The sequence below is a fragment of the Bacillus sp. SW14 genome, assembly GCF_047608225.1.
Classification (GTDB): Bacteria; Bacillota; Bacilli; order Bacillales; family Bacillaceae; genus Bacillus; species Bacillus subtilis_G.
In genome coordinates this window covers 1,670,778-1,689,196 of record NZ_JBLKRW010000001.1, presented here as the reverse complement: position 1 = coordinate 1,689,196, position 18,419 = coordinate 1,670,778, and the positions used below count along the sequence as shown (strand labels likewise).

Genomic DNA, 18,419 nt, shown 5'->3' with positions numbered 1-18,419 from the left:
AATTGAGTATAATCAACGTTTAATGGATTGAAAAACACCAAAATTGACCGTTTAGTTCGTTTAAAAGAACATATTCATCATCTTACTAAGCCTTACTCAGTATTGCTCATCTTTTTGAAATTTTTAGATTGTTATGTGAGAAAGTAAATGCATATCCAAGTTCGATTTGGAAATCATAAACAAGGAAAGGGTGACAGCATAATGTTCAAACAGTGTGTGATTTGTCTTTCTCTTCTCGTTTTCGGCACCCCTGCCGCTCACGCAGAAGAAGTGCCGCTTGTGACCGCCGCCCGTCACATATCTAAATGGGAAGAGCTTGCAGTAAAAGAAGCAAAAAAAAGATACCCGCTCGCACAGGTACTGTTCAAACAAAAAGTATGGGACCGCAAAAGAAAAGATGAGGCAGTGAAGCAATACCATTTAACCCTAAGAGAAGGATCAAAGGAATTCGGCGTATTTGTCACGATTTCATTCAATCCCTATAGCCAAAAGGTTAATAAAATTGCCATATTAGAAGAATATCAATAAGGTCCTCCATTTTAGAAGGACCTTATTCGCTATAGCAGTGCAATTATTTTTTTCGCTTCAGCCATAACCTGAAACCATAGGGTAAAATACCGAACCACTGCTGTGAGGCAGGTGTTTTTGTTTCTTTCCGCACCTCTTTTCGTTCTTTTCGTTCATCTTTCGGAGTATCTATATATTTGACAAATTGCTGAGTCATGTATTTGACATAATCATTTGTTTTCACGTGATCACCTCATCATTCAATTATTATGAGTGTTGGCTCACAGGACTTTTTTTATACCCTTTCTTTGCTTTATTCTGTCCAGCTCAGCAGTTGTTTCTGTTTTTGATCAAACACTAGCTGTGCAGTTCTTTCTGTTCCCGACTCCGTCATGGCTTTTAAATTGATTTCTTTTTGCTCTTTTATCGATGTATCATGAATGTCATAAGAAACCTGCCCATATGTAAACTGCTGTGAACCCTTTTGGCCTTTCCGTTGCTCAAGAATATGCCGCATAGACAAAAGCGCGCCATTCTGAAGTAAATTCTCTCCTGTGTAAAACTCTTTTGTTTCCTTTTCAAACATGCAGCGTGAAATATATTGAGCAGCAGTAAAGTTCACGATCAGCAGTACAAGCGCGGACACAAAAAGAACAGCGGGATAAACAAACCCTCTCGTGCGGTACATTCACCCTCCTCCTAAATACCGATAAACCGGAAAAGCAGTTTGATACACTTTTTGATTCTCACTCTCAATTTTTAACAAAACCATCCCATTTTCAATATCGGCTTTCATGACTGTAATATGATCTAGTATCGGAACATGCCCTTTGCCATCTACCCTTTTTCTTATCATTGATTGATAGGTTTCAAAACGGATGTCTTGCCCGGAAAGATTGGTGCAAATCAATACGCTCCCATGCTCAGTTGTCTTGACTGCGCGGGACTGCTTGCACTCGTTCATCATCTGCTCCACCGAAATCATCCATTCTTGCTCTGTTAAACCGTCATGTCCCTGTTGGCGTGACAAAAACAGATGGAAGATCATAGCTAACGATCCTGATATGAGTAAAAAGACAGAAAGCGAAAATAATACGTTAAGAAGCGTATAGCCAGTCTGTCCGCATAATGCTGAGGCAAAATGGTTTTTCTTTATAAGCTGCTGCTGAGATGCATACGTTTTGATCATGACCCTTCTCCTCCCACTTCAGCGCATAGATCTTATTGTTCTTTATAACCGTTTTTGAAGCATCTCTTTCACCAGTCATTATATATTCGCCAATGCTTTCATTCATTATCTGGTAGCCGGTTTCTCGTGATTCCGCCATCTTTTCATCAGCTATCAGCTTGCTCCACATGGGAACGACTGTCAGCAGCAGAAACAGCCACAGACTTAGCGCAGACATTGTTTCTATTGTAGAAAATCCTTTATTTTCTCTCCACATTGACTCTCCCGCTCCCTAAATAAACTGTTATGTCGTAAGCGGCATGTCCTTTTACTCGTATTTTTCCGCCTGCATTCGGATGCCCTTTCTCATTAAATTCCAAACGGTCTTTTAATGTCAGCGGCTCTATAGAAAGTCCTGTTGGATAGGGACGTTCAATCACCGTATCATCCATGATTAATTGATAGTCTTTTCCCTGAAAGAGAATTTTCGTTCTTTGATGACTGGACATTGCAGTCTGCTGTGCAAGCATAATATCGTTTTTCAGCTGCCATGCCGCCTGACGAACCGCTGTATTGCCATAAACAGGAGGAAGTGCGGTAAACACGGCAATCAAGAGGATAGAGGCGAGGCTTAACACAAGTAAGCTTTCTAAAAGAGTAAATCCCTCCTCCTCGTTTAATTTAATGTTCAACCTTAACTTCTCCGCCAGTGATGACAATATGCTTCCCATCTGGACAAACCGCATCCTTTTTCACATAGCCCTCTGACTGTAAATCGGCAAGGTTCGGTGTCTGTCCTTCATGATCGAGCTCATATGCAGTCATTTGTGCCTTAATCATGTTTTGCAGGCCCTCACAGCCCTTTTTCTGAATGGTTTGATTATGTTTCGTGACGTTCGGTATCGTAATTAAAAGCAAGATTGAAATAATAAAGAGCACAATTAGCATTTCAACAAGAGTGAATCCTTTCTCATTCATCGGCCTCTTCCTTTCACATTTGATTCATCATCTGATACATAGGCAAGAGCATAGACAAATACACAATTAAGATCATCGCAGCAACAAATCCATAAATCATAGGCTGAAGGATGCCTGTCCATTTCTGCACCTTGTGTTCCAGCCGCTGCAATATGAACTGGCTGTATGTGAAAAGCTCCCTGTCTAGGCGGCCGCTCAGCTGGCCGTGAGATATGACTTTTGAAAAATCTGTTTCATAAAAAGGGCTGTCACAAATAGCGGCTTCAATAGATTCACCAGCTTTTAACCGTTCAATCACTTGCTCAGCCTCGCAGTGGTAGAAAGGGAGAAACGATTGATGTTTAAATGCATTAAGGCTGTCATAAATTGAGAGGCCTGATTTTAAAAGGCTGCTTAGCTGCAAAGAAAAAAAGTAGCTGTTAAACAGCCTGACAAGTTTTCCAACTAAAGGTATCCTGACACAAATAAGCATTTGCCGGACAGGTGACTTTTTCTTAAACACCAACGAATAATAAAGCCCGATACCTGCTGCAAAAAGAGCAGCCGAAACGACCATCAGATCACTATGCTGAAAACAAGCGAAAAGCATATCGGTTGAACGTGAGGTTTCCATATTCATCGATTGATAAATACCGGAAAACTGCGGAATGATGATGGACTGTAACATATAAAACATGACAGCGACTGTAAAGATGAGGAAAAGCGGATAGCGCAGCACCCTTTTCAGCTGGTCTGCCTGTGCGATTTTTCGTTCCAGCAGCTCTCCGCTCTGGATCATGGAAGCAGGCAATTCACCATGTGTTACAGCAAAATAACAAATACCTATGGCTTCCTTATGAAATGACAAACTCTTTAATACTTGATAAAACGGAGCCCCTTCCCTCAAATGAGTGACCGCGTCAGCCAAGTCGGCCACCTGCCTCTTCTTCATCTGAAGCTCCATCAGGCGTAATCCATCCAGAAGCGTATATCCGCCCGCCATCATTTCACCAAGCCGCTTTAATAACAAGGCTTGATCCTTTAGCGGCCAAGTTTTTCTAATCTGTTTCATGATAAACCCACCGGTCATAGTTGTTTGTCGTCAAGTAGCCAAGTGCAATTCCTTTTCTGATAATTTGACGCAGTGTTTGATATTGGTAATTTGCATGATTGCCTTTTGCCTCCTGAATACACTGCTGAAGGTTTTTTCCGTAAAGCAGCTCATAAACGCTTACTCTTCTGGTGTTTCGAGACTGGTGGCAATATACCGATGAACATCTGTTTTCACAAAACGGGCAAGCTAAATCAACCAAGCGCTGAGCCGCTATCGCAATGACGGTCTGTTCGATTTCATTCATATTGATGCCGAATTCAAGCAGCCTGTAAATCGCGCCCTTCGCATCTCTCGTATGAAGGCTCGTCAGCACTAAATGCCCCGTCATCGCTGCTCGCACGGCAATTTTAGCTGTTTCCGCGTCTCTGATCTCACCTAAAATAATCATATCCGGGTCATGGCGCAAAATAGCCTTAAGCCCTGCCGAATATGTCACACCGGCTTTTTCATTCACCTGCACCTGAAGAACATCCTCGTCCCTTGTTTCAACAGGGTCTTCCAGTGTGACAATATTTCGATTAAAGTGTTTTTTTGCATATTGAACGAGAGAGTATAATGTGGTGGTCTTCCCTGAGCCAGTTGGCCCGGTAAAAATGAGCATGCCGTGAGAATGTTTTAAAAATGAGAGTAAAGTGGCTCCTGTCTTAGGAAATAACGACAGTTTATGAATTGATGGGATATTGTATTGAGGCATCACTCTGATCACGAGGCTTTCTTCATTAATAGTGGGAAGTGTTGACATTCTTAAATGAACATTTCCCTTTCCCAGTTTTAACGTAAGCGAACCATTTTGCGGCTTTCTCCTTTCCCCTATGTCCATCGCTGAGAGAAATTTAAAATGTGAAATCAGTCTTACGCACTCTTCTTTTTTCATGTTCCTTTTTTTCAGCAAGGCGTGATCTACCCGAAAATGAATGATGGCGTCCTGCTCCCTCGGCACAATGTGAATGTCAGAAGCCTTTGTTGAATACGCCTCTTCAATCAAGGTTCTGCTTATCGTTTCTATTGAATCCAATTTGATTCCCTCTCCTTTCAATGCGTATTGTAGAAAAATAAGGACTGGTAATCAAACGGAGAAAAAGTGATTTTCCGGAGATGTTATATGCCGAAAAATCAATTTCTGCTGACAGAAAAGATTGTTTCAGCTGAATGTTCCTCCTTGATTTTATTATTTTTCTTAATAAAAAAGCAGGCATGATGACCATCATGCCTGCTTTCCTCTATCTTTCATTATGCTGATTTAGAAATTTCACTTAATGCTTCTCCGGCTTTTTGGTCTGTATTTTTCTCAACGGAAAGATCGCCTAATGCAACAATACCGGCAATTCGTTCGTTTTGAAGAATCGGTAAACGGCGGATTTGGTGCTCTGCCATAAGCTGACTCGCTTCTTCAGCAGACATATCAGGGTGGCCGGATACGATGTCAGCGCTCATGATGTCTCTTGCTTTTGCATCCATCTGATTCTCAGCTAAGCATCTCGTCACAATATCCCGATCAGAAACAATTCCCTTAAGTGTGTCGTTTTCACAGACTGGAATAGAACCGACATTGGAGTCTTTCATCTGTTTCGCTAGTTCTGTGATTGAAGCGGTTGGTTCACAGCATTCTACATTCTTCGTCATAATGTCTCTTATTTTCATTTCAATTCCTCCTTTACCGTGTTCTATTTATTTTTTATCCGCTGCACAAAAAATGAAACATCCTACAGTGTCTGCCTTTTTTGAGATTTCTTTTTCTTCTTTCCCTCCTGCAGCATATCTCCCGTCCAGCCTTTCTTCTTCAAATAGAGGTAGATCAGGACCGTAGACGTGCCAATCAATAAGAGCGATAAGAGATATCCGTATTTCCAATTCAGCTCAGGCATCACTGAAAAGTTCATCCCCCAGAGGGCCCCAAGTGCTGTAACCGGCGTAAAAAGCGTCGTGAAAATGGTCAGCGCTTTGAATATTTCATTTCCCCTGTGAGAGGTAATGACTTCCTCTGAATGCAGCAGACTATTAAGCTCCCCTTCAAATTCACTGATGTATGTAAACCCCCTGTCAATTTTGAGTTGTGTCCGCTGATAAACCTTTTTATCTTCATGTTGAGACAAGAAGGTTTCTTTCAATGCCATTTCAATTTTTTTAGTGTTTAGGATTAAGTTTTTCCAGATCATCAGCTCATGGTGCAAGAGATGGACACGGTTTAAAATGCTTTTGCTATTGTCGTCTTTGATTTGCCATCTGAGCTTTCTCAGCTTTACTTCAAATTCATCTAAACCGATTAGATACGCATTCATTAACTCGCTGAGAAGGATCAAAAATCCCTCCATGGTGCTATCTGCTCTTTCCATTTGCTGGACAACTTGTTTTCCCTTAATCCCATTCAAAATCGAAAAATCAAAGTTTATTGTAAAAAAATATTGTCTGGTAATATAAAAGTGAAAAACGGTATGGTCTTTTTCCTCACCCAGCCCCTGATCATATATAATTGAGCCAAATACTGCTTCATTTTCCGTTTCAGTTGTGTCCACACGCAAAAAGTTAATATGATGGTTATTTTCAAACCACTTTTCGCATTGAGGCCAGTGAGAAAAATGGATCAGATCTCTTGCCTTATCTCTTTCCTGAGGCCCCATTTGGTACCAAAACCAATCCTTTCCCGTATGTGCCTTCATGTCAAGCTCCTCCAAACTTTTATTCTTTTGTTCTTTAATTGCCCAAGAAAGGCCTCGCTAAACCAGTCAGCCGCTTCAACACATGTTTTGTGAGCATTTTCCTGTGGTATGGAAAAAAGAAAGACATCGGAAAAGGGAGGTGCATGCCTTCCTTGGAGAAGGCAGTTGTTTTGGAATTTGTCAATTTACTAGCAGTCGCTATTCTCATTTTGTTAACAGGATTTTTTGTTGCCGCAGAATTTTCAATCGTAAAAGTGCGGCGTTCCAGAATTGATCAGCTTGTCGCAAAAGGAAAGAAAGGCGCTAAAGCAGCAAAGCATGTCATCACTCACCTTGATGAATATTTATCAGCCTGCCAGCTGGGCATCACAGTGGCAGCTTTAGGATTGGGCTGGCTGGGGGAACCGACCGTGCAAACCTTACTTCGTCCCCTTTTTCATAAAGCAGGCTTGAATGAGTCGCTCACCCACCTTCTTTCACTTGTCATTGCCTTTTTAGCGGTGACGTATTTAAATGTCGTCATAGGGGAGCTGGCGCCAAAGAGCTTCGCCATTCAAAAAGCAGAAAGCATTACATTGATGCTTGCCAAACCGCTTATTTGGTTTTATAAAATCATGTTTCCATTCATTTGGCTGCTGAACCACTCTGCCCGGTTGATTACAGGGTTGTTTGGGCTGAAGCCGGCATCAGAGCATGAACTGGCGTATACAGAGGAAGAACTGCGGGTTCTTTTAGCTGAAAGCTATAAAAGCGGTGAAATCAGAAAAAGTGAATTAAGGTATATGGATAATATCTTCACCTTCGATAAACGAATGGCTAAGGAAATCATGGTGCCGCGAAATGAAATGGTCAGTTTGTCACTTGATGAAGACTCAATCCCAAGTCTGCAGGAAACAGTAAAGCAAACAAAATATACACGGTACCCAGTTGTAAGAGAGGATAAAGATAACGTTATGGGCGTAATCAATATGAAAGAAGTGCTGTTTTCAATGCTGGCGAAAGATTTTTCACTGAACAAGCAGCATATTGAACCTTTCATTCAGCCCGTTATCCATGTTATTGAGACAATTCCTATTTATAAATTACTGCTGAAAATGCAAAAGGAACGCACCCATATGGCGATTCTCATTGATGAATATGGCGGAACTTCCGGTTTGGTCACTGTCGAGGATATTATCGAAGAAATTGTAGGAGAAATCCGCGATGAATTTGACGAGGATGAGGTGCCTCATATCCGCGAGCTCGGAAAGAATCACTACTTATTAAATGCAAAGTTATTAATCAGCGATGTAAACAACCTGCTTGGAACAGATTTATCAGAAGCTGAAGTGGACACCTTGGGCGGCTGGTTTCTGACACAAAACATAGACGCCGAGGCTGAAAGTGTGATTGAATATGATGGCTACTCTTTTAAGGTAAAAGACATTGACAGCCATCACATTTTATTCATAGAAGTTAAAAAAGCTGAATAGCCCACGGGAGGCTGTCCAGCTTTTTTCCAGAATGAACATGGTTGTGATTGTTCAGGGTATTATGATTCTTCTATCTTAAATCCTTTATTGGCCAGGGCTTTAGCAAGACTTTGCTCGGTTTTTACATTCGAAAAATCCAGACCCAGCTTCACCACAGTTTGGGCAATTTCTGGCCTGATTCCTGAAATAATCGTCTCAATTCCGAGTAGTTTGGTGCTGTCAATCACTTTAAAAATTTGATAAGCCACCATTGTATCGACGATGGGAACGCCCGAAATATCTAAAAATAAATAGGAAAGTTTTAACGCTGAGCACTGCTGCAGCACCGACTCCAAAATCGTCCTCGCTCTGCACGTATCAATTTCACCGACAAGCGGAAGAATCCCTATCCCCTCAGAGATCGGCATAATCGGCGCACTCAATTCATTAATCATTTCTTTTTGTGCGTTTAATTGTATCATCGTGACCTGGGAATATTCTTCAGTAAACACTTCGATGATCTCATCAATGGTTTGATTCAAGATCCGGCTCCACTCATAAATGTCCTGAATGCTGATTTCTTGAGAAGAGGCTTCGCTGAATGTCTGAATCCATTTAAACATGATGTGCCTGAAGGCGTTAAGTTGGCCGACACTTTCTGTTACAGTCACTTCATGAACGGCACGGTCTCTGGCGCATTGAAGAGACCATCGATTGAGCTCATCCTTTACGTCTTCTGCTTTACTAAGGGGTTTCGCCACGATGGTCACTAATGATTCATGCTGGTCTTTTAACTTTTGTTCTAATTTCTTTTGATCTTGAGCGGAATGCAGCCCACTTCCTTTTGACATGCAAGTTTCCAGCCATTGTTTGATAATATCTTCTTTGTGCTCTCTTAAATACTGATCAAGAGCTATCATCTTAATGAGCTACCTCCTGTTTTTTTGAAAAATATATGTTTCCTATGTATAATGCGTCTTCCTCAGCACATACTATGTTTACATTCGATGGGCTATAGCCAAGCGGTAAGGCAATGGACTTTGACTCCGTGATCGTTGGTTCGAATCCAGCTAGCCCAGTTTCTGAACAGGTGAAAAACCGAAGATAAGCTGATTCGTAAAAATCAGCGGATCTTCGGTTTTTCATCATGCAGATTGATGAACCGTTTTCTTCTTCGATAGCTTCAACAGTTCTCCCGGATTATAACCGATCACCAGCTTTTTGTTGTCCACAAGAATCGGACGTCGCAAAAGCTTCGGCTTCTCGATTAAAAGTTCCAGCACCTCATTTACCGTCATCTCTTCGATGTTTAGATTTAAATCTTTGAAGGTCTGGCTTCTTGTCGCTAAAATTTCATCAATACCTTCTGTCGTTAACGATAAAATGTACCTTAATTCTTCTATTGTCGGGGTTTCTCTGAATAAGTGCCGTTCGTTAAATTCAATTTGATGCGCTTTAAGCCAATGTTTTGTTTTTCGACATGACGTGCAGCTTGGATATGAGTAAAAAATTAATTGTTCCATTCGTTTTTTCCTCCTAGTTAACCATCTCTTTGTAGAATAACTACCCGGATCATTTTTTATTTAAACCATTTAAAGAACTTTTTTTCGGCTTATTTTAAAAAAAACAGCCATATAATAGAAAACGCAATCAAAGGAACAAATTCCATTTGTATAACAACAATGAAAATGTTTACATTTCTAGGTGTGATCTATTATAATAACAGTCAGAGGTACTCTCGGGAGGGGATAAAAATGAATCGCATGTTCCGGGTGTTAGGATTTTGGACGGGAATTTTTGCAGTCATGTTTTATTTAGGTGATATGAAAGATGCTTCCCTATTATTTTTTGGACAGACGATCCTATTTGTATTTCTATCGTATTTGAACTTAACTGAACGCATGTATATTTATATTTTTGGCGCTTATTTAACGATTTTCTTTGCCGGCTTTACATATTACTCAATTTTTATTATGGTGCCCGGCGGCGGAGGCCATTAAATGCAAAAAGAGACAAACCTTATCGGTTTGTCTCTTTTATTACAATGAAAACCCATTTAAAAACGGATTTTGATCCTGCTCATTCTGCACGTCTGTTTCAGGTCCATGGCCGCTTAACACCAGCGTGTGCTCCGGCAGCGTAAGCAGTTTTTCATGAATGGACGTCAGCAGCGTCTCTTGATCGCCGCCTATCAAATCCGTACGCCCTATGCCGCCTTGAAACAGGACATCTCCGGAGATCACCAAGTCTGCATCCTTCACGTAGTAAGAAACACTGCCTGGCGAATGTCCCGGCGTAAATAATGTTTCCAAATGAAACGGTCCGATATTGAGCTCACCGTCTCCTTCAATCAGATGATCTGCAGGCTTAGCTGTGATTTCTATCCCTCTCAGCATGCCGGAGCCGTTTAAGGAGGCATCCGTAAGCCAATTCTTTTCATTCTGATGCAGGTAAACAGGGATATCCCATTTTTCTCTCACTTCATCCAGCGCTCCAATATGGTCGAAATGGGCATGTGTAAGCAAAATGGCTAAAGGCGTCAGCCCTTTATCTTTTATGTATTGATTGATTTTATTTCCTTCTCCGCCTGGATCAAAAATCAGGCATTGATCATCATTGATGAGAAAATATGCGTTCGCTTGAATCGGCCCAACTGGCATTCGTCTCCATTTCACTATGATCACCTCTTTCTTTTTATGCTCCTATTATGAGGGTTTTTGAAAAAAGATTCAAACAATCGCAATGAAAACGCTATCGACAAACCTCTAAAAAACAGGTAGAATAAAAATGGAAAGAATTGCAGGTTTTTCAATGTAAAGGGGGCTGCGTAATGTTACTTGTCGTGATTTTCGGCCTTGTCGCTCTTTTCGCTTTATGGGGAGTCTTGCGTTCTGTTAAAAATAGAAATATACTTGGATTTTTAATGGCCGGAGCCACCTTATTTGTCTTTGGCTGGTTTACGGTGATGACCGTGATAAACAGCGGCTATCCAACCGCACATTAAAACCTGTATCCCATTGGATACAGGTTTGTTTTTATTGCTGTAAACGTTTATTGACACTTTCTATTTTGCTTTCAAGCGTCGTTTTTTTGTCACGTCTGTCATCAATTCGGATGTTTGTTGCCACTCTGTGCAGCCCTTTTTGAAACGGTGCTTCGTGAATTTCCTGAATAACTGTGAAAAGGTCACTGAGTTCTCCCTCGATCAGCGTGTTCATCGGTGTTAGCTGGTATTTGATTTTCCCTTCAGCTTGATATCCTTCTAAAATTTTTTGGACATCGGCCACGTAAGCACTCACACTAGGTGTTTCCGTTCCGATTGGGATAATGGTTACATCTGCGATAGCCATCGTTATTCCATCTCCTTTTGATCAATGATGAGTTGCTTCATTTCATGTGATTCCAATAAAATGATCTGTTCAAAATGAAAGCCGTATAGCGCATATTTCCCGTTCGGAGAAATTTGTATCGGCTCCATTTTCGGCAGGGAGAAAAGATCGCTTGCCTTTCCCGATGCCACATTGACAGCTGCGAGCTTATATGAATCGCCGCTTTCTTTAAACGTATAAAAAAGAGCTTTTGCTTCATCATAATCATACTCCATCGGAGCCAAATTTGTATATTTTGTTTGGAGCGGCCATTCCGCTGTAACTGGCGATTTTGTTTGCGGCGTATTAAACTGATACGTCCCTTTTTGTCCGGAAGCTGATTTGACAGTAAAACTCATTTGATGGAAAGAATCAAAGAAAAGAACATCATCCTCGAGCTTTTCTTCCGTATTGGAGGCCGTATCGAATGTATATAAAGGCCCTGACTTATCCTCTCTTCCCTCTTTTACATAACCAAATGTACTTTTGGATGTCCAATGAATAAATGGAACCTGTACCGGACTTAAGGAAGACTCGTCTTTTTTGGCATTCACCTGATATGTATGGAAATCCCAGTTTTCAGAGAATACCGTAACCATCATTTGATAAGGATCATACTGGTTCCAAGCAGCCTCGAGCTCATACGTTTCATATTCTTTTTGGTAAAGCGTCTCTCCTTTTGCATTAAGCAAAACCACTGCTGTCTTTTGGCTGTGCGTAACTTGCAGCAGAATCATCTGCTTTTTCGGATTGATTTGAACATCAACGATTTGGCCATCCGTCCGATAAAGCTTTTTCGCTTTGCCGGTATAGATGCGGTACGAAAAAAGCTCTGTTTTCGTCGGATCGGACCCAGTATATAAAATTGTGCTGTTATTCAGCCATCCTTCAGCTCCATCCGCTTTTTCCGCGGAAAGCGGAATGATGTCTTTTTCCTCATCTTTTGCCGCCGATGCTTGTTTTTGCTGCTGATGAGATGGTTCGCATGCCGTTAAACTAAACAGCAAAGCCGACAGCAGAATGAAACAAACTGATCTCATCAGCCTTCCCCTCCGATCATCTTTATTGTCGCATATTTGCTGCGGCAGAAAAAAGAAAAAGTTTTCAGTTACTCATGAAAAAATAGCGACCTCCATAAAATGCCGTTTGTCGCATTATAAATATGTGAAAACTGCTGAAACGGCAAAGGATTTTGACCTTTTCCAAGTTCCACCGTATATCCTTCTTTAAAATAATAGTGAATAAACCAATCGCGAAATCCCGCATAGCTGTCTATATCCCTTATCCCTTTATAAATGTTCCCGCTTAACTTCTCAAAATCCTTTATGACTGCAGCAGATTCTTCAGGTTCAAGGCCTTTGTAGCCCCAATAAATTTCTTCTCCCTGAGTATGGAGGGCCAGCAGTCTGTCAGGCGGATTCTCCGTTATCAGACGGTACATCGCGATGGATTCCGGTTCCGTAAGCGGAGTGATTCCCGGAAAATCGCGGTAGGTCGGTGCTGTCGGTTTGCGGTGTTTCTCAATTTCCCATAATGACGGAAATTGTTTATTTAAATCAACGCCGTTTATGTTTGCCTTCCATTCATTAAAATTCGGACGATGGCCATTTAGCCGTTCGAGCTCTTCTTTTCTGGTTTCCATGCCTTCTGATCCGTTCAAGACAAGATCAACGCCATCCGGATTAACAAGAGGAACGAGAGACAGAGATGTACTGCTGAACATCTTCATGGGAGAAAAGCCGAAGAAAGGCGAGTTGCAGCATAATGACATGCAATATTCCTTAAACCATTTTAGCAGGACAGACGTGGTGATCCACTCATTCGCATGAAACGAGGCGTTCATATGAACCTTTTTTACAGCATGCTCTCCACCTGCCTTCAGCTCCCAGATTGGTCTGCCAAGTACAGAACGGCCAATTTTTCGGCATGAAACAAAGGGAAATACATCAATAATCTTCTTTACTTCCTTTTCAACACCTGCATCATCATAGATTTTTTCTTGCTCTACCCAGTTATCAGAAAGATCAAGCTGCCGAGGCTGTAAAAAGCTCTTGATCTCCTGAATGGTTTGAAGCTCCTTATCGTTATTCTCTTCAATCAAATAACCAGGACAATACAATTGGTGCTTCTGTGCGGTGCGATTTGCGCTTTTAAGCAGTTCCTCGTCTATCTTCAGTTCTCTCGCCACTCTGGTCAAGTTGTGCTTGATCTCAGGTTTCACCGTAATAAACGCCATCATCATCCCCCTTTTTTGTTACTATATGACAGCGTGTTTATAAAAAGAAAGCCTCCCGCCACTTTGTTGGGGGAGACATTGTGATTACGATGCCTGATCGATCATTTGTTTTTCTTTTCGTTTGGACGAATGGTCCAGCCTTTTCTGATCATAAAAACGCAACAAATCACCATAGATGATTTCATCAGAAAGTGACAGCTCCTGTTTCGCTTTATCAGCAAATGCTTCACATTGTTTTGCCTCTTTTAGCGGCTTACCGGTCTCTTTGTCATAACAAACACCGTCAGTATATACAACCTGATCCGTGATAAAACTCCCGTCCCGGAGCACTGTAAAGTCCATTTTTTCCTCTGAAAGCAGATCGTTGCCAAATTGAATTTGATCTTTCGTTTCAATCCCTAAAAGATTCATCAGCGTCGGCCTGATATCAATTTGTCCGCCTACTGTTTCAATGGTTTGCGGCTTTTTATCAGTAATACCGGGAATATGAATGACAAGCGGCACCTTTTGGAGCTGTACTTCTTCAAATGGTGTAATCTCTTTCCCTAAAAATTGCCCCATCGCTTCATTATGGTTTTCCGATATACCATAATGGTCACCGTATAATACGATAATAGATTTGTCGTATAATCCGTCTTCTCTCAGCTTTTCGATAAACCGTTTCAGCGCCTCATCCTGATAGCGTACGGTCGGGAAGTATTTATTTAGCGTCTGGCTGCTTGAATCATATTCATCAATCAATTTGTCCTCTTCATCAAGATCAAACGGGAAGTGGTTCGTCAGTGTGATCAGCCTTGAGTAGAACGGCTGAGGCAGATTTTTCATCAGCTCTGAAGACTGCTCAAAAAATTCTTTGTCCTTCAGTCCCCAGCCGACTGAATTTTTGTCAGTAACATCATAAGAGTTAATATCTAAAAACGAATCATATCCAAGCGATTCATACATTAAATCCCGATTCCAAAAGCTTTTATTATTAGCGTGAAGGACAGCTGAATAGTAACCGCTGTTTTTCAGAATCTCAGGTGCGGCCCTGTATTCGTTGCCCGCATTTGTAAAAAACACGGCGCCTCTTCCAAGCGGATATAGTGAATTGTCCACGATAAATTCAGAATCCGATGTTTTTCCCTGGCCGGTTTGGTGGTAAACATTATTGAAATTGTAGCTCTGTTTTATAAAGTCATTCAGAAAAGGCGTGATTTCTTTTCCATTCACCTTTTCATTGACCACAAAGCTTTGCGTCGACTCTAAGGATACGAGAATGACGTTCCTGCCTTTTGCAGCGCCGAATAAACTTTTGTTGGCGTCTTTCGCATTAGCAGTTACGTAGTTTTCAATTTCCGTCAGGCTGTTGCTGTCAGCCAAGGCTCTTTGTGCAGACTGCTTCGACTGAAGAACACCGTCGTAAATATGAAAATTAAACAAACTGATGTTTTTAACAAGCATTTCTCTGTCAAATGAACGTGTCAATAGCTGAGGTCTTTCTGCTTCAGACAAGCCCAAATTGAAGAAATAAACAGAAGCAACAAACAGAAAATATGCCGCCCGTTCATTTTTCGTGGAGGGAATGTCCGATTGAAAAGCTTTTTGCCCAATGTGAAGCCATATTAAAACCGCAATATCTACAACCAATAGAAGGTCTGTCGGCTCTAGAAGTGTTCCGATGCTGCTTCCGAGATCACCCATATTGCTCGTTTGAAAAAGAACAGGAATCGTTAAGAAATCATTGTAAAAACGGTAAAAAACCATATTTGCCAGCAATACAAACGTGACAAGACAGCTCATCGCAATCATGTAACGATTTCTGTTTTTGCCTTTTAAAAACAGGCTGAAGCCAAAAATGAACAGCAAAAAGCTCAATGGGTTGATAAACAGAATAAATTCCTGCGTTAGATTGTCGATCTTAATATGAAAACTGGTTTTGTAAACAGCATACGTTTTCAGCCACATCAATAAAATGGCAATCAGCATAAATGAAAACTTCGAAAAAAACGTTTTTCGCATTTCAACCTCCTATGCAGCACGCTCGAAAAATCAGTCTATTCCTAACATTCTCATTATCACATCAATTTAAATCTTAACCTGAACATAACAAAAAATCAATTTCATTTATACAATTTTAACAATTTTGGTGTTTCATCCATTCGTTTTTAGCAATCCAAGCGCCGCCGATAACGCCGGCATCATTTCCAAGTGTAGCAATTGAAATATCAGCCGCTTCTGCCGCCCGTGGAAACGCGCATTTGCGGAATGTTTTCTCGACTTTTGATCTCAGCAGTTCTCCAGCTCTCGAAACGCCGCCGCCCAGAACGATTTTTGACGGATTAAGCGAGCTTGCCAAATTTCCGAGCACCAAACCAAGGTGTTCGGATACATAATCAATGACTTCAAGAGCAATTTCGTCATTTTCACCCGCCGCTTCAAATACATCCCTCGCTGACAATTGTTCAGATGCTTGTAAACGTGTCGTCTGCTTAGCATCTGCAATTTTCTCTTTTGCAATTCTTACAATTCCGGTTGCGGACGCTATTGTTTCGATACAGCCCGTCTTTCCGCAGTTGCAAGGCGCTCCGCCTTCAGGAATGCTGCAAATATGGCCGATTTCCCCGCCGGCGCCATTTATGCCATGTACAATTTCACCATTTACAATGATACCGCCGCCAACTCCCGTGCCAAGCGTCACGAGAATGACGTCTTTTGCGCCGTCACCCGCTCCCTTCCACATTTCCCCGAGCGCAGCAATATTCGCGTCGTTTTCTATCACAGCCGGGATGCCGGTTTCTGTCTCCAGATGGTTCTTTAAAGCATAGTTTTTCCACCCCAGATTTACTGTTTCATAAACGACTCCGGCTGCCATATCTACAGGACCTGGTGCGCCCATTCCGATGTATTTAATGATATGCTTCGGTTTTTGCAGCTCATCCAGCTTGCTGTCGATTGTTTTTGCAATCGCAACGGTAATGGTATCGCCGGTTTTATCAGTCGGGACTTCCCACTTATGCTGAATTTCACCATATTGATTAATAAAAGCGAGTTTAATCGTCGTTCCTCCCAGATCAATGCCTGCAAACCATATCTCGTCCATTTTTATCACCTTAGCCTTTACATCTTTCGTTTTTTTGTTTGTTCCAATTCTTTTCGAAGGACAGCTGCCGCTTTGGCCCATTGCTCTTTCTCAATCATATGGTTCATGTATAATTCCTTTAATTCATCCAGCATAAACTCTATTTCAAGCTCTCTGTCTCCAAAATAAACAATGTGGCCAAACGTTTTTAACAGCTGCTGCACATCATAAAATGTATTCATTTTTCCTCACCATTCTAGTTCTTAACTATCATAAGCGTATTCATATAGATGCAGCCGGTCAAGAAGAAAACGCTGACAAAAAAGCCAGTCTCCCTCCCCGGCATGTTCCATTCCTTATGATTCTTTATTGTTTTCAATTTGTCGCTGCAGCTCTTTATAGCGCTGCTCCTTCGGCTCTAGGTTTACAGCCGACTCGATAGCCTTTCCTGCTTGGCCAAGCTCGTTTTTTTCCGCATACAGCAAGGCTAAATAGTAATAGGAGTCATGGTCTTTAGGTTCTTTTTCCACTGCTCTTTCCAAAAGGGAAATCGCCTGATCATATTCACCGATTTGAATATCTGAAACAGCCAGAATTTTCAATAGATCAACAGAGGCATCTTTTTGCTCCGCTTCTCCGTTCAGCAATTCCGTTACTTCTTTATACTTTCCTTCCTGATACAGCTCTCTCGCCTGCTGTATCAGCGCCGACTCCTGATGGGACGGCGAATGCAATCCGTAGTATAAAAACCCGGCCGCCAAAGCAAGCAGCAAAACCGCTGACAATAATCTTCTTCCCAATGCTCGGGCTTTGGGCAATCCTAGTGCGGCAGCTGCGAAAAAGCCGCCAATCAATCCGCCGATATGTCCCGAATTATCAATATTCGAAACCGCAAAACCAAAGCCCAGATTGATGATAATAATGACGATAATATTGGTTCCGATCGTTCTAAAAAACATTTTCCGATTTGACAAAGCTATATACAGCAATGCACCTAAGCATCCGAATATGGCTCCTGAAGCGCCTGCTGAAGGATATGGGCTGAACACAAAGCTTGCGATCGAACCCGTGATGCCAGCAGCCAGATAAATCAGCAAAAATCTGCCCGATCCGTACATCCGCTCAACCGCTGTACCGACCGACCATAAAGCCAGCGTGTTAAACGCTAAATGCGCAATGCCGATGTGAAGCACAATCGGCGTCAAAAGCCGCCACCATTCTCCAGCTGCAATCAGGCTGTTTTCCTTTGCTCCAAAAGCGACAAGCGTCTCCGTATTTGTACTGCCCCCGTTTAATTCAAGCAAGAAAAACATCAAGATCTGAAGCGCGATGAATAAATATGTAAAGATTGGTTTTCCGTTTTGAAAAACCGCCGCTTCATTTTTTCTCTGTTCTTCTTGTTTCAGTACTAGCGAAAGGAAACGTTCTCTCGCCATTTGCGCGTCTTCAAACGAAGCGCGGGCTTCTGTGCATTCTTCTGCAGGAAATGATGGAAAAACAGCTTGAAGATCCTCACGGAGCATCGTTCTCCTCACGATCGCCGGCTCAACTGATACAGGCCCCTTCTCAAAAGGCTTTTCGGCGATCTCTTGCCAGTCATCAACAGGGGCTTCCGCTGAAATAAACACATTCAGCAGTTTCATCTGACGATTGCCCATCGACACCCTGATTCGTTCTACTCGTTCAGCCTGCTCTTCTATGTCTCTTGCCATTTCCTGGCGAAAATCAAAATCATGTTTATATAGGCGAACCAGATCATAAGAGGACTTGTCCGGTGCTTCCAGCCATATTTCATCTGACTCACCGGCTTGTATAACGCCATACCCGCTTTTCACTAGGTACGCCGCAATTTTCCAATATGTATACTCCAGCAAATACATGTTTACCGCTCCAATGGTTT

General features: G+C 41.8%; 24 protein-coding genes and 1 tRNA gene. 5 read left to right on the top strand and 20 right to left on the bottom strand.

All coding sequences use genetic code 11. From position 1 onward, the window contains the following. Positions 1-198: 198 nt before the first annotated feature. Positions 199-528, top strand: coding sequence for a YqzG/YhdC family protein (locus tag ACMX2I_RS08715; protein WP_289349119.1), 330 nt, complete (start codon positions 199-201; stop codon positions 526-528). A 43-nt stretch (positions 529-571) separates the two neighbouring features. Here ACMX2I_RS08715 and ACMX2I_RS08710 read toward each other — a convergent pair whose 3' ends face one another. From ACMX2I_RS08710 to ACMX2I_RS08665, 10 genes are all read right to left on the bottom strand, one after another. After that, positions 572-751 carry a YqzE family protein gene (locus ACMX2I_RS08710; protein ID WP_087990697.1) on the bottom strand — a complete coding sequence of 60 codons (180 nt, stop codon included), beginning with the start codon at positions 749-751 and terminating at the stop codon, positions 572-574. Between the two features lie 69 nt (positions 752-820). Then, positions 821-1,195 carry a competence type IV pilus minor pilin ComGG gene (comGG, locus tag ACMX2I_RS08705; RefSeq protein WP_394715962.1) on the bottom strand — a complete coding sequence of 125 codons (375 nt, stop codon included), beginning with the start codon at positions 1,193-1,195 and terminating at the stop codon, positions 821-823. Next, positions 1,196-1,573, bottom strand: coding sequence for a competence type IV pilus minor pilin ComGF (gene comGF, locus ACMX2I_RS08700; RefSeq protein WP_414958313.1), 378 nt, complete (start codon positions 1,571-1,573; stop codon positions 1,196-1,198). A 31-nt stretch (positions 1,574-1,604) separates the two neighbouring features. Next, on the bottom strand, positions 1,605-1,952 hold the full coding sequence (gene comGE, locus ACMX2I_RS08695; protein WP_414956705.1) for a competence type IV pilus minor pilin ComGE: 348 nt from the start codon (positions 1,950-1,952) through the stop codon (positions 1,605-1,607). Further along, positions 1,936-2,367 (bottom strand): competence type IV pilus minor pilin ComGD, encoded by a 432-nt coding sequence (gene comGD, locus ACMX2I_RS08690; RefSeq protein WP_414956704.1) that lies wholly within the window; start codon positions 2,365-2,367, stop codon positions 1,936-1,938. The genes comGE and comGD overlap by 17 nt, the downstream gene beginning before the upstream one ends. Beyond that, entirely contained in the window at positions 2,357-2,653 is a 297-nt protein-coding gene (gene comGC / locus ACMX2I_RS08685) for a competence type IV pilus major pilin ComGC (protein WP_414956703.1), read from the bottom strand. The genes comGD and comGC overlap by 11 nt, the downstream gene beginning before the upstream one ends. 13 nt (positions 2,654-2,666) lie before the next feature. Further along, positions 2,667-3,704 (bottom strand): competence type IV pilus assembly protein ComGB, encoded by a 1,038-nt coding sequence (comGB, locus tag ACMX2I_RS08680; protein WP_414956702.1) that lies wholly within the window; start codon positions 3,702-3,704, stop codon positions 2,667-2,669. Next, complete coding sequence (gene comGA / locus ACMX2I_RS08675) at positions 3,691-4,761, bottom strand: competence protein ComGA (protein ID WP_414956701.1); 1,071 nt, start codon at positions 4,759-4,761, stop codon at positions 3,691-3,693. Before comGA ends, comGB begins: the two co-directional genes overlap by 14 nt. Positions 4,762-4,976: 215 nt before the next feature. Beyond that, positions 4,977-5,387: a CBS domain-containing protein gene (locus ACMX2I_RS08670; RefSeq protein WP_333517117.1), complete on the bottom strand. Its 411-nt coding sequence runs from the start codon at positions 5,385-5,387 to the stop codon at positions 4,977-4,979. A 62-nt stretch (positions 5,388-5,449) separates the two neighbouring features. Then, the gene (locus tag ACMX2I_RS08665; protein WP_087990706.1) at positions 5,450-6,403 is read right to left on the bottom strand and encodes a magnesium transporter CorA family protein; all 954 of its coding nucleotides are present in this window, start codon (positions 6,401-6,403) and stop codon (positions 5,450-5,452) included. 143 nt (positions 6,404-6,546) lie between these two features. Between ACMX2I_RS08665 and ACMX2I_RS08660 the strand changes: the two genes are divergently transcribed. Continuing rightward, entirely contained in the window at positions 6,547-7,875 is a 1,329-nt protein-coding gene (locus ACMX2I_RS08660; protein WP_087990707.1) for a hemolysin family protein, read from the top strand. Between the two features lie 59 nt (positions 7,876-7,934). Here ACMX2I_RS08660 and ACMX2I_RS08655 read toward each other — a convergent pair whose 3' ends face one another. After that, positions 7,935-8,774: an STAS domain-containing protein gene (locus ACMX2I_RS08655; protein WP_414956700.1), complete on the bottom strand. Its 840-nt coding sequence runs from the start codon at positions 8,772-8,774 to the stop codon at positions 7,935-7,937. Between the two features lie 88 nt (positions 8,775-8,862). Here ACMX2I_RS08655 and ACMX2I_RS08650 point away from each other — a divergent pair. Continuing rightward, positions 8,863-8,933, top strand: a tRNA-Gln gene (locus ACMX2I_RS08650). Positions 8,934-8,999: 66 nt separating this feature from the next. Here the strand turns inward: ACMX2I_RS08650 and mgsR are convergent. After that, positions 9,000-9,377: a transcriptional regulator MgsR gene (mgsR, locus tag ACMX2I_RS08645; RefSeq protein ID WP_087990709.1), complete on the bottom strand. Its 378-nt coding sequence runs from the start codon at positions 9,375-9,377 to the stop codon at positions 9,000-9,002. A 231-nt stretch (positions 9,378-9,608) separates the two neighbouring features. Here mgsR and ACMX2I_RS08640 point away from each other — a divergent pair, with 231 nt between their 5' ends. Further along, positions 9,609-9,854 (top strand): DUF2626 domain-containing protein, encoded by a 246-nt coding sequence (locus tag ACMX2I_RS08640; RefSeq protein WP_003226300.1) that lies wholly within the window; start codon positions 9,609-9,611, stop codon positions 9,852-9,854. A 39-nt stretch (positions 9,855-9,893) separates the two neighbouring features. Here ACMX2I_RS08640 and ACMX2I_RS08635 read toward each other — a convergent pair whose 3' ends face one another. Continuing rightward, a complete protein-coding gene (locus tag ACMX2I_RS08635) occupies positions 9,894-10,529 on the bottom strand; it encodes an MBL fold metallo-hydrolase (protein ID WP_394715953.1) in 636 nt (211 codons plus the stop codon). Between the two features lie 155 nt (positions 10,530-10,684). Between ACMX2I_RS08635 and ACMX2I_RS08630 the strand changes: the two genes are divergently transcribed. Beyond that, positions 10,685-10,858 carry a DUF2759 domain-containing protein gene (locus ACMX2I_RS08630; RefSeq protein WP_202327183.1) on the top strand — a complete coding sequence of 58 codons (174 nt, stop codon included), beginning with the start codon at positions 10,685-10,687 and terminating at the stop codon, positions 10,856-10,858. Positions 10,859-10,889: 31 nt separating this feature from the next. Here the strand turns inward: ACMX2I_RS08630 and ACMX2I_RS08625 are convergent, their stop codons facing one another. The 7 genes from ACMX2I_RS08625 to yqgP all read right to left on the bottom strand — a co-directional run bounded on the left by ACMX2I_RS08625 (position 10,890) and on the right by yqgP (position 18,399). Then, positions 10,890-11,204, bottom strand: a complete 315-nt coding sequence (locus ACMX2I_RS08625) for an MTH1187 family thiamine-binding protein (protein ID WP_148962056.1) — start codon at positions 11,202-11,204, stop codon at positions 10,890-10,892. Positions 11,205-11,206: 2 nt separating this feature from the next. Continuing rightward, positions 11,207-12,262 (bottom strand): hypothetical protein, encoded by a 1,056-nt coding sequence (locus ACMX2I_RS08620; RefSeq protein ID WP_414956699.1) that lies wholly within the window; start codon positions 12,260-12,262, stop codon positions 11,207-11,209. 68 nt (positions 12,263-12,330) lie between these two features. Next, positions 12,331-13,461 carry a M14 family metallocarboxypeptidase gene (locus ACMX2I_RS08615; RefSeq protein WP_414958312.1) on the bottom strand — a complete coding sequence of 377 codons (1,131 nt, stop codon included), beginning with the start codon at positions 13,459-13,461 and terminating at the stop codon, positions 12,331-12,333. An 81-nt stretch (positions 13,462-13,542) separates the two neighbouring features. Then, positions 13,543-15,459 carry an LTA synthase family protein gene (locus ACMX2I_RS08610; RefSeq protein ID WP_414956698.1) on the bottom strand — a complete coding sequence of 639 codons (1,917 nt, stop codon included), beginning with the start codon at positions 15,457-15,459 and terminating at the stop codon, positions 13,543-13,545. A 115-nt stretch (positions 15,460-15,574) separates the two neighbouring features. Then, the gene (gene glcK / locus ACMX2I_RS08605) at positions 15,575-16,540 is read right to left on the bottom strand and encodes a glucose kinase GlcK (protein ID WP_414956697.1); all 966 of its coding nucleotides are present in this window, start codon (positions 16,538-16,540) and stop codon (positions 15,575-15,577) included. A 17-nt stretch (positions 16,541-16,557) separates the two neighbouring features. Continuing rightward, positions 16,558-16,761, bottom strand: a complete 204-nt coding sequence (locus tag ACMX2I_RS08600) for a YqgQ family protein (protein ID WP_087990717.1) — start codon at positions 16,759-16,761, stop codon at positions 16,558-16,560. Positions 16,762-16,875: 114 nt separating this feature from the next. Then, positions 16,876-18,399 (bottom strand): rhomboid protease YqgP, encoded by a 1,524-nt coding sequence (gene yqgP / locus ACMX2I_RS08595; protein WP_414956696.1) that lies wholly within the window; start codon positions 18,397-18,399, stop codon positions 16,876-16,878. Between the last annotated feature and the right edge of the window lie 20 nt (positions 18,400-18,419).

Bases quoted from the DNA above. Each gene is read 5' to 3' on its own strand.
- ACMX2I_RS08600 (WP_087990717.1), bottom strand. From the start codon at position 16,761: ATGAATACATTTTATGATGTGCAGCAGCTGTTAAAAACGTTTGGCCAC.
- ACMX2I_RS08640 (WP_003226300.1), top strand. From the start codon at position 9,609: ATGAATCGCATGTTCCGGGTGTTAGGATTTTGGACGGGAATTTTTGCA.
- ACMX2I_RS08630 (WP_202327183.1), top strand. From the start codon at position 10,685: ATGTTACTTGTCGTGATTTTCGGCCTTGTCGCTCTTTTCGCTTTATGG.
- glcK (WP_414956697.1), bottom strand. From the start codon at position 16,540: ATGGACGAGATATGGTTTGCAGGCATTGATCTGGGAGGAACGACGATT.
- ACMX2I_RS08610 (WP_414956698.1), bottom strand. From the start codon at position 15,459: ATGCGAAAAACGTTTTTTTCGAAGTTTTCATTTATGCTGATTGCCATT.
- ACMX2I_RS08655 (WP_414956700.1), bottom strand. From the start codon at position 8,774: ATGATAGCTCTTGATCAGTATTTAAGAGAGCACAAAGAAGATATTATC.
- ACMX2I_RS08660 (WP_087990707.1), top strand. From the start codon at position 6,547: ATGCCTTCCTTGGAGAAGGCAGTTGTTTTGGAATTTGTCAATTTACTA.
- comGG (WP_394715962.1), bottom strand. From the start codon at position 1,195: ATGTACCGCACGAGAGGGTTTGTTTATCCCGCTGTTCTTTTTGTGTCC.
- ACMX2I_RS08670 (WP_333517117.1), bottom strand. From the start codon at position 5,387: ATGAAAATAAGAGACATTATGACGAAGAATGTAGAATGCTGTGAACCA.
- ACMX2I_RS08615 (WP_414958312.1), bottom strand. From the start codon at position 13,461: ATGATGGCGTTTATTACGGTGAAACCTGAGATCAAGCACAACTTGACC.
- ACMX2I_RS08625 (WP_148962056.1), bottom strand. From the start codon at position 11,204: ATGGCTATCGCAGATGTAACCATTATCCCAATCGGAACGGAAACACCT.
- ACMX2I_RS08620 (WP_414956699.1), bottom strand. From the start codon at position 12,262: ATGAGATCAGTTTGTTTCATTCTGCTGTCGGCTTTGCTGTTTAGTTTA.
- comGB (WP_414956702.1), bottom strand. From the start codon at position 3,704: ATGAAACAGATTAGAAAAACTTGGCCGCTAAAGGATCAAGCCTTGTTA.
- yqgP (WP_414956696.1), bottom strand. From the start codon at position 18,399: ATGTATTTGCTGGAGTATACATATTGGAAAATTGCGGCGTACCTAGTG.
- mgsR (WP_087990709.1), bottom strand. From the start codon at position 9,377: ATGGAACAATTAATTTTTTACTCATATCCAAGCTGCACGTCATGTCGA.
- comGE (WP_414956705.1), bottom strand. From the start codon at position 1,952: ATGTGGAGAGAAAATAAAGGATTTTCTACAATAGAAACAATGTCTGCG.
- ACMX2I_RS08665 (WP_087990706.1), bottom strand. From the start codon at position 6,403: ATGAAGGCACATACGGGAAAGGATTGGTTTTGGTACCAAATGGGGCCT.
- comGC (WP_414956703.1), bottom strand. From the start codon at position 2,653: ATGAATGAGAAAGGATTCACTCTTGTTGAAATGCTAATTGTGCTCTTT.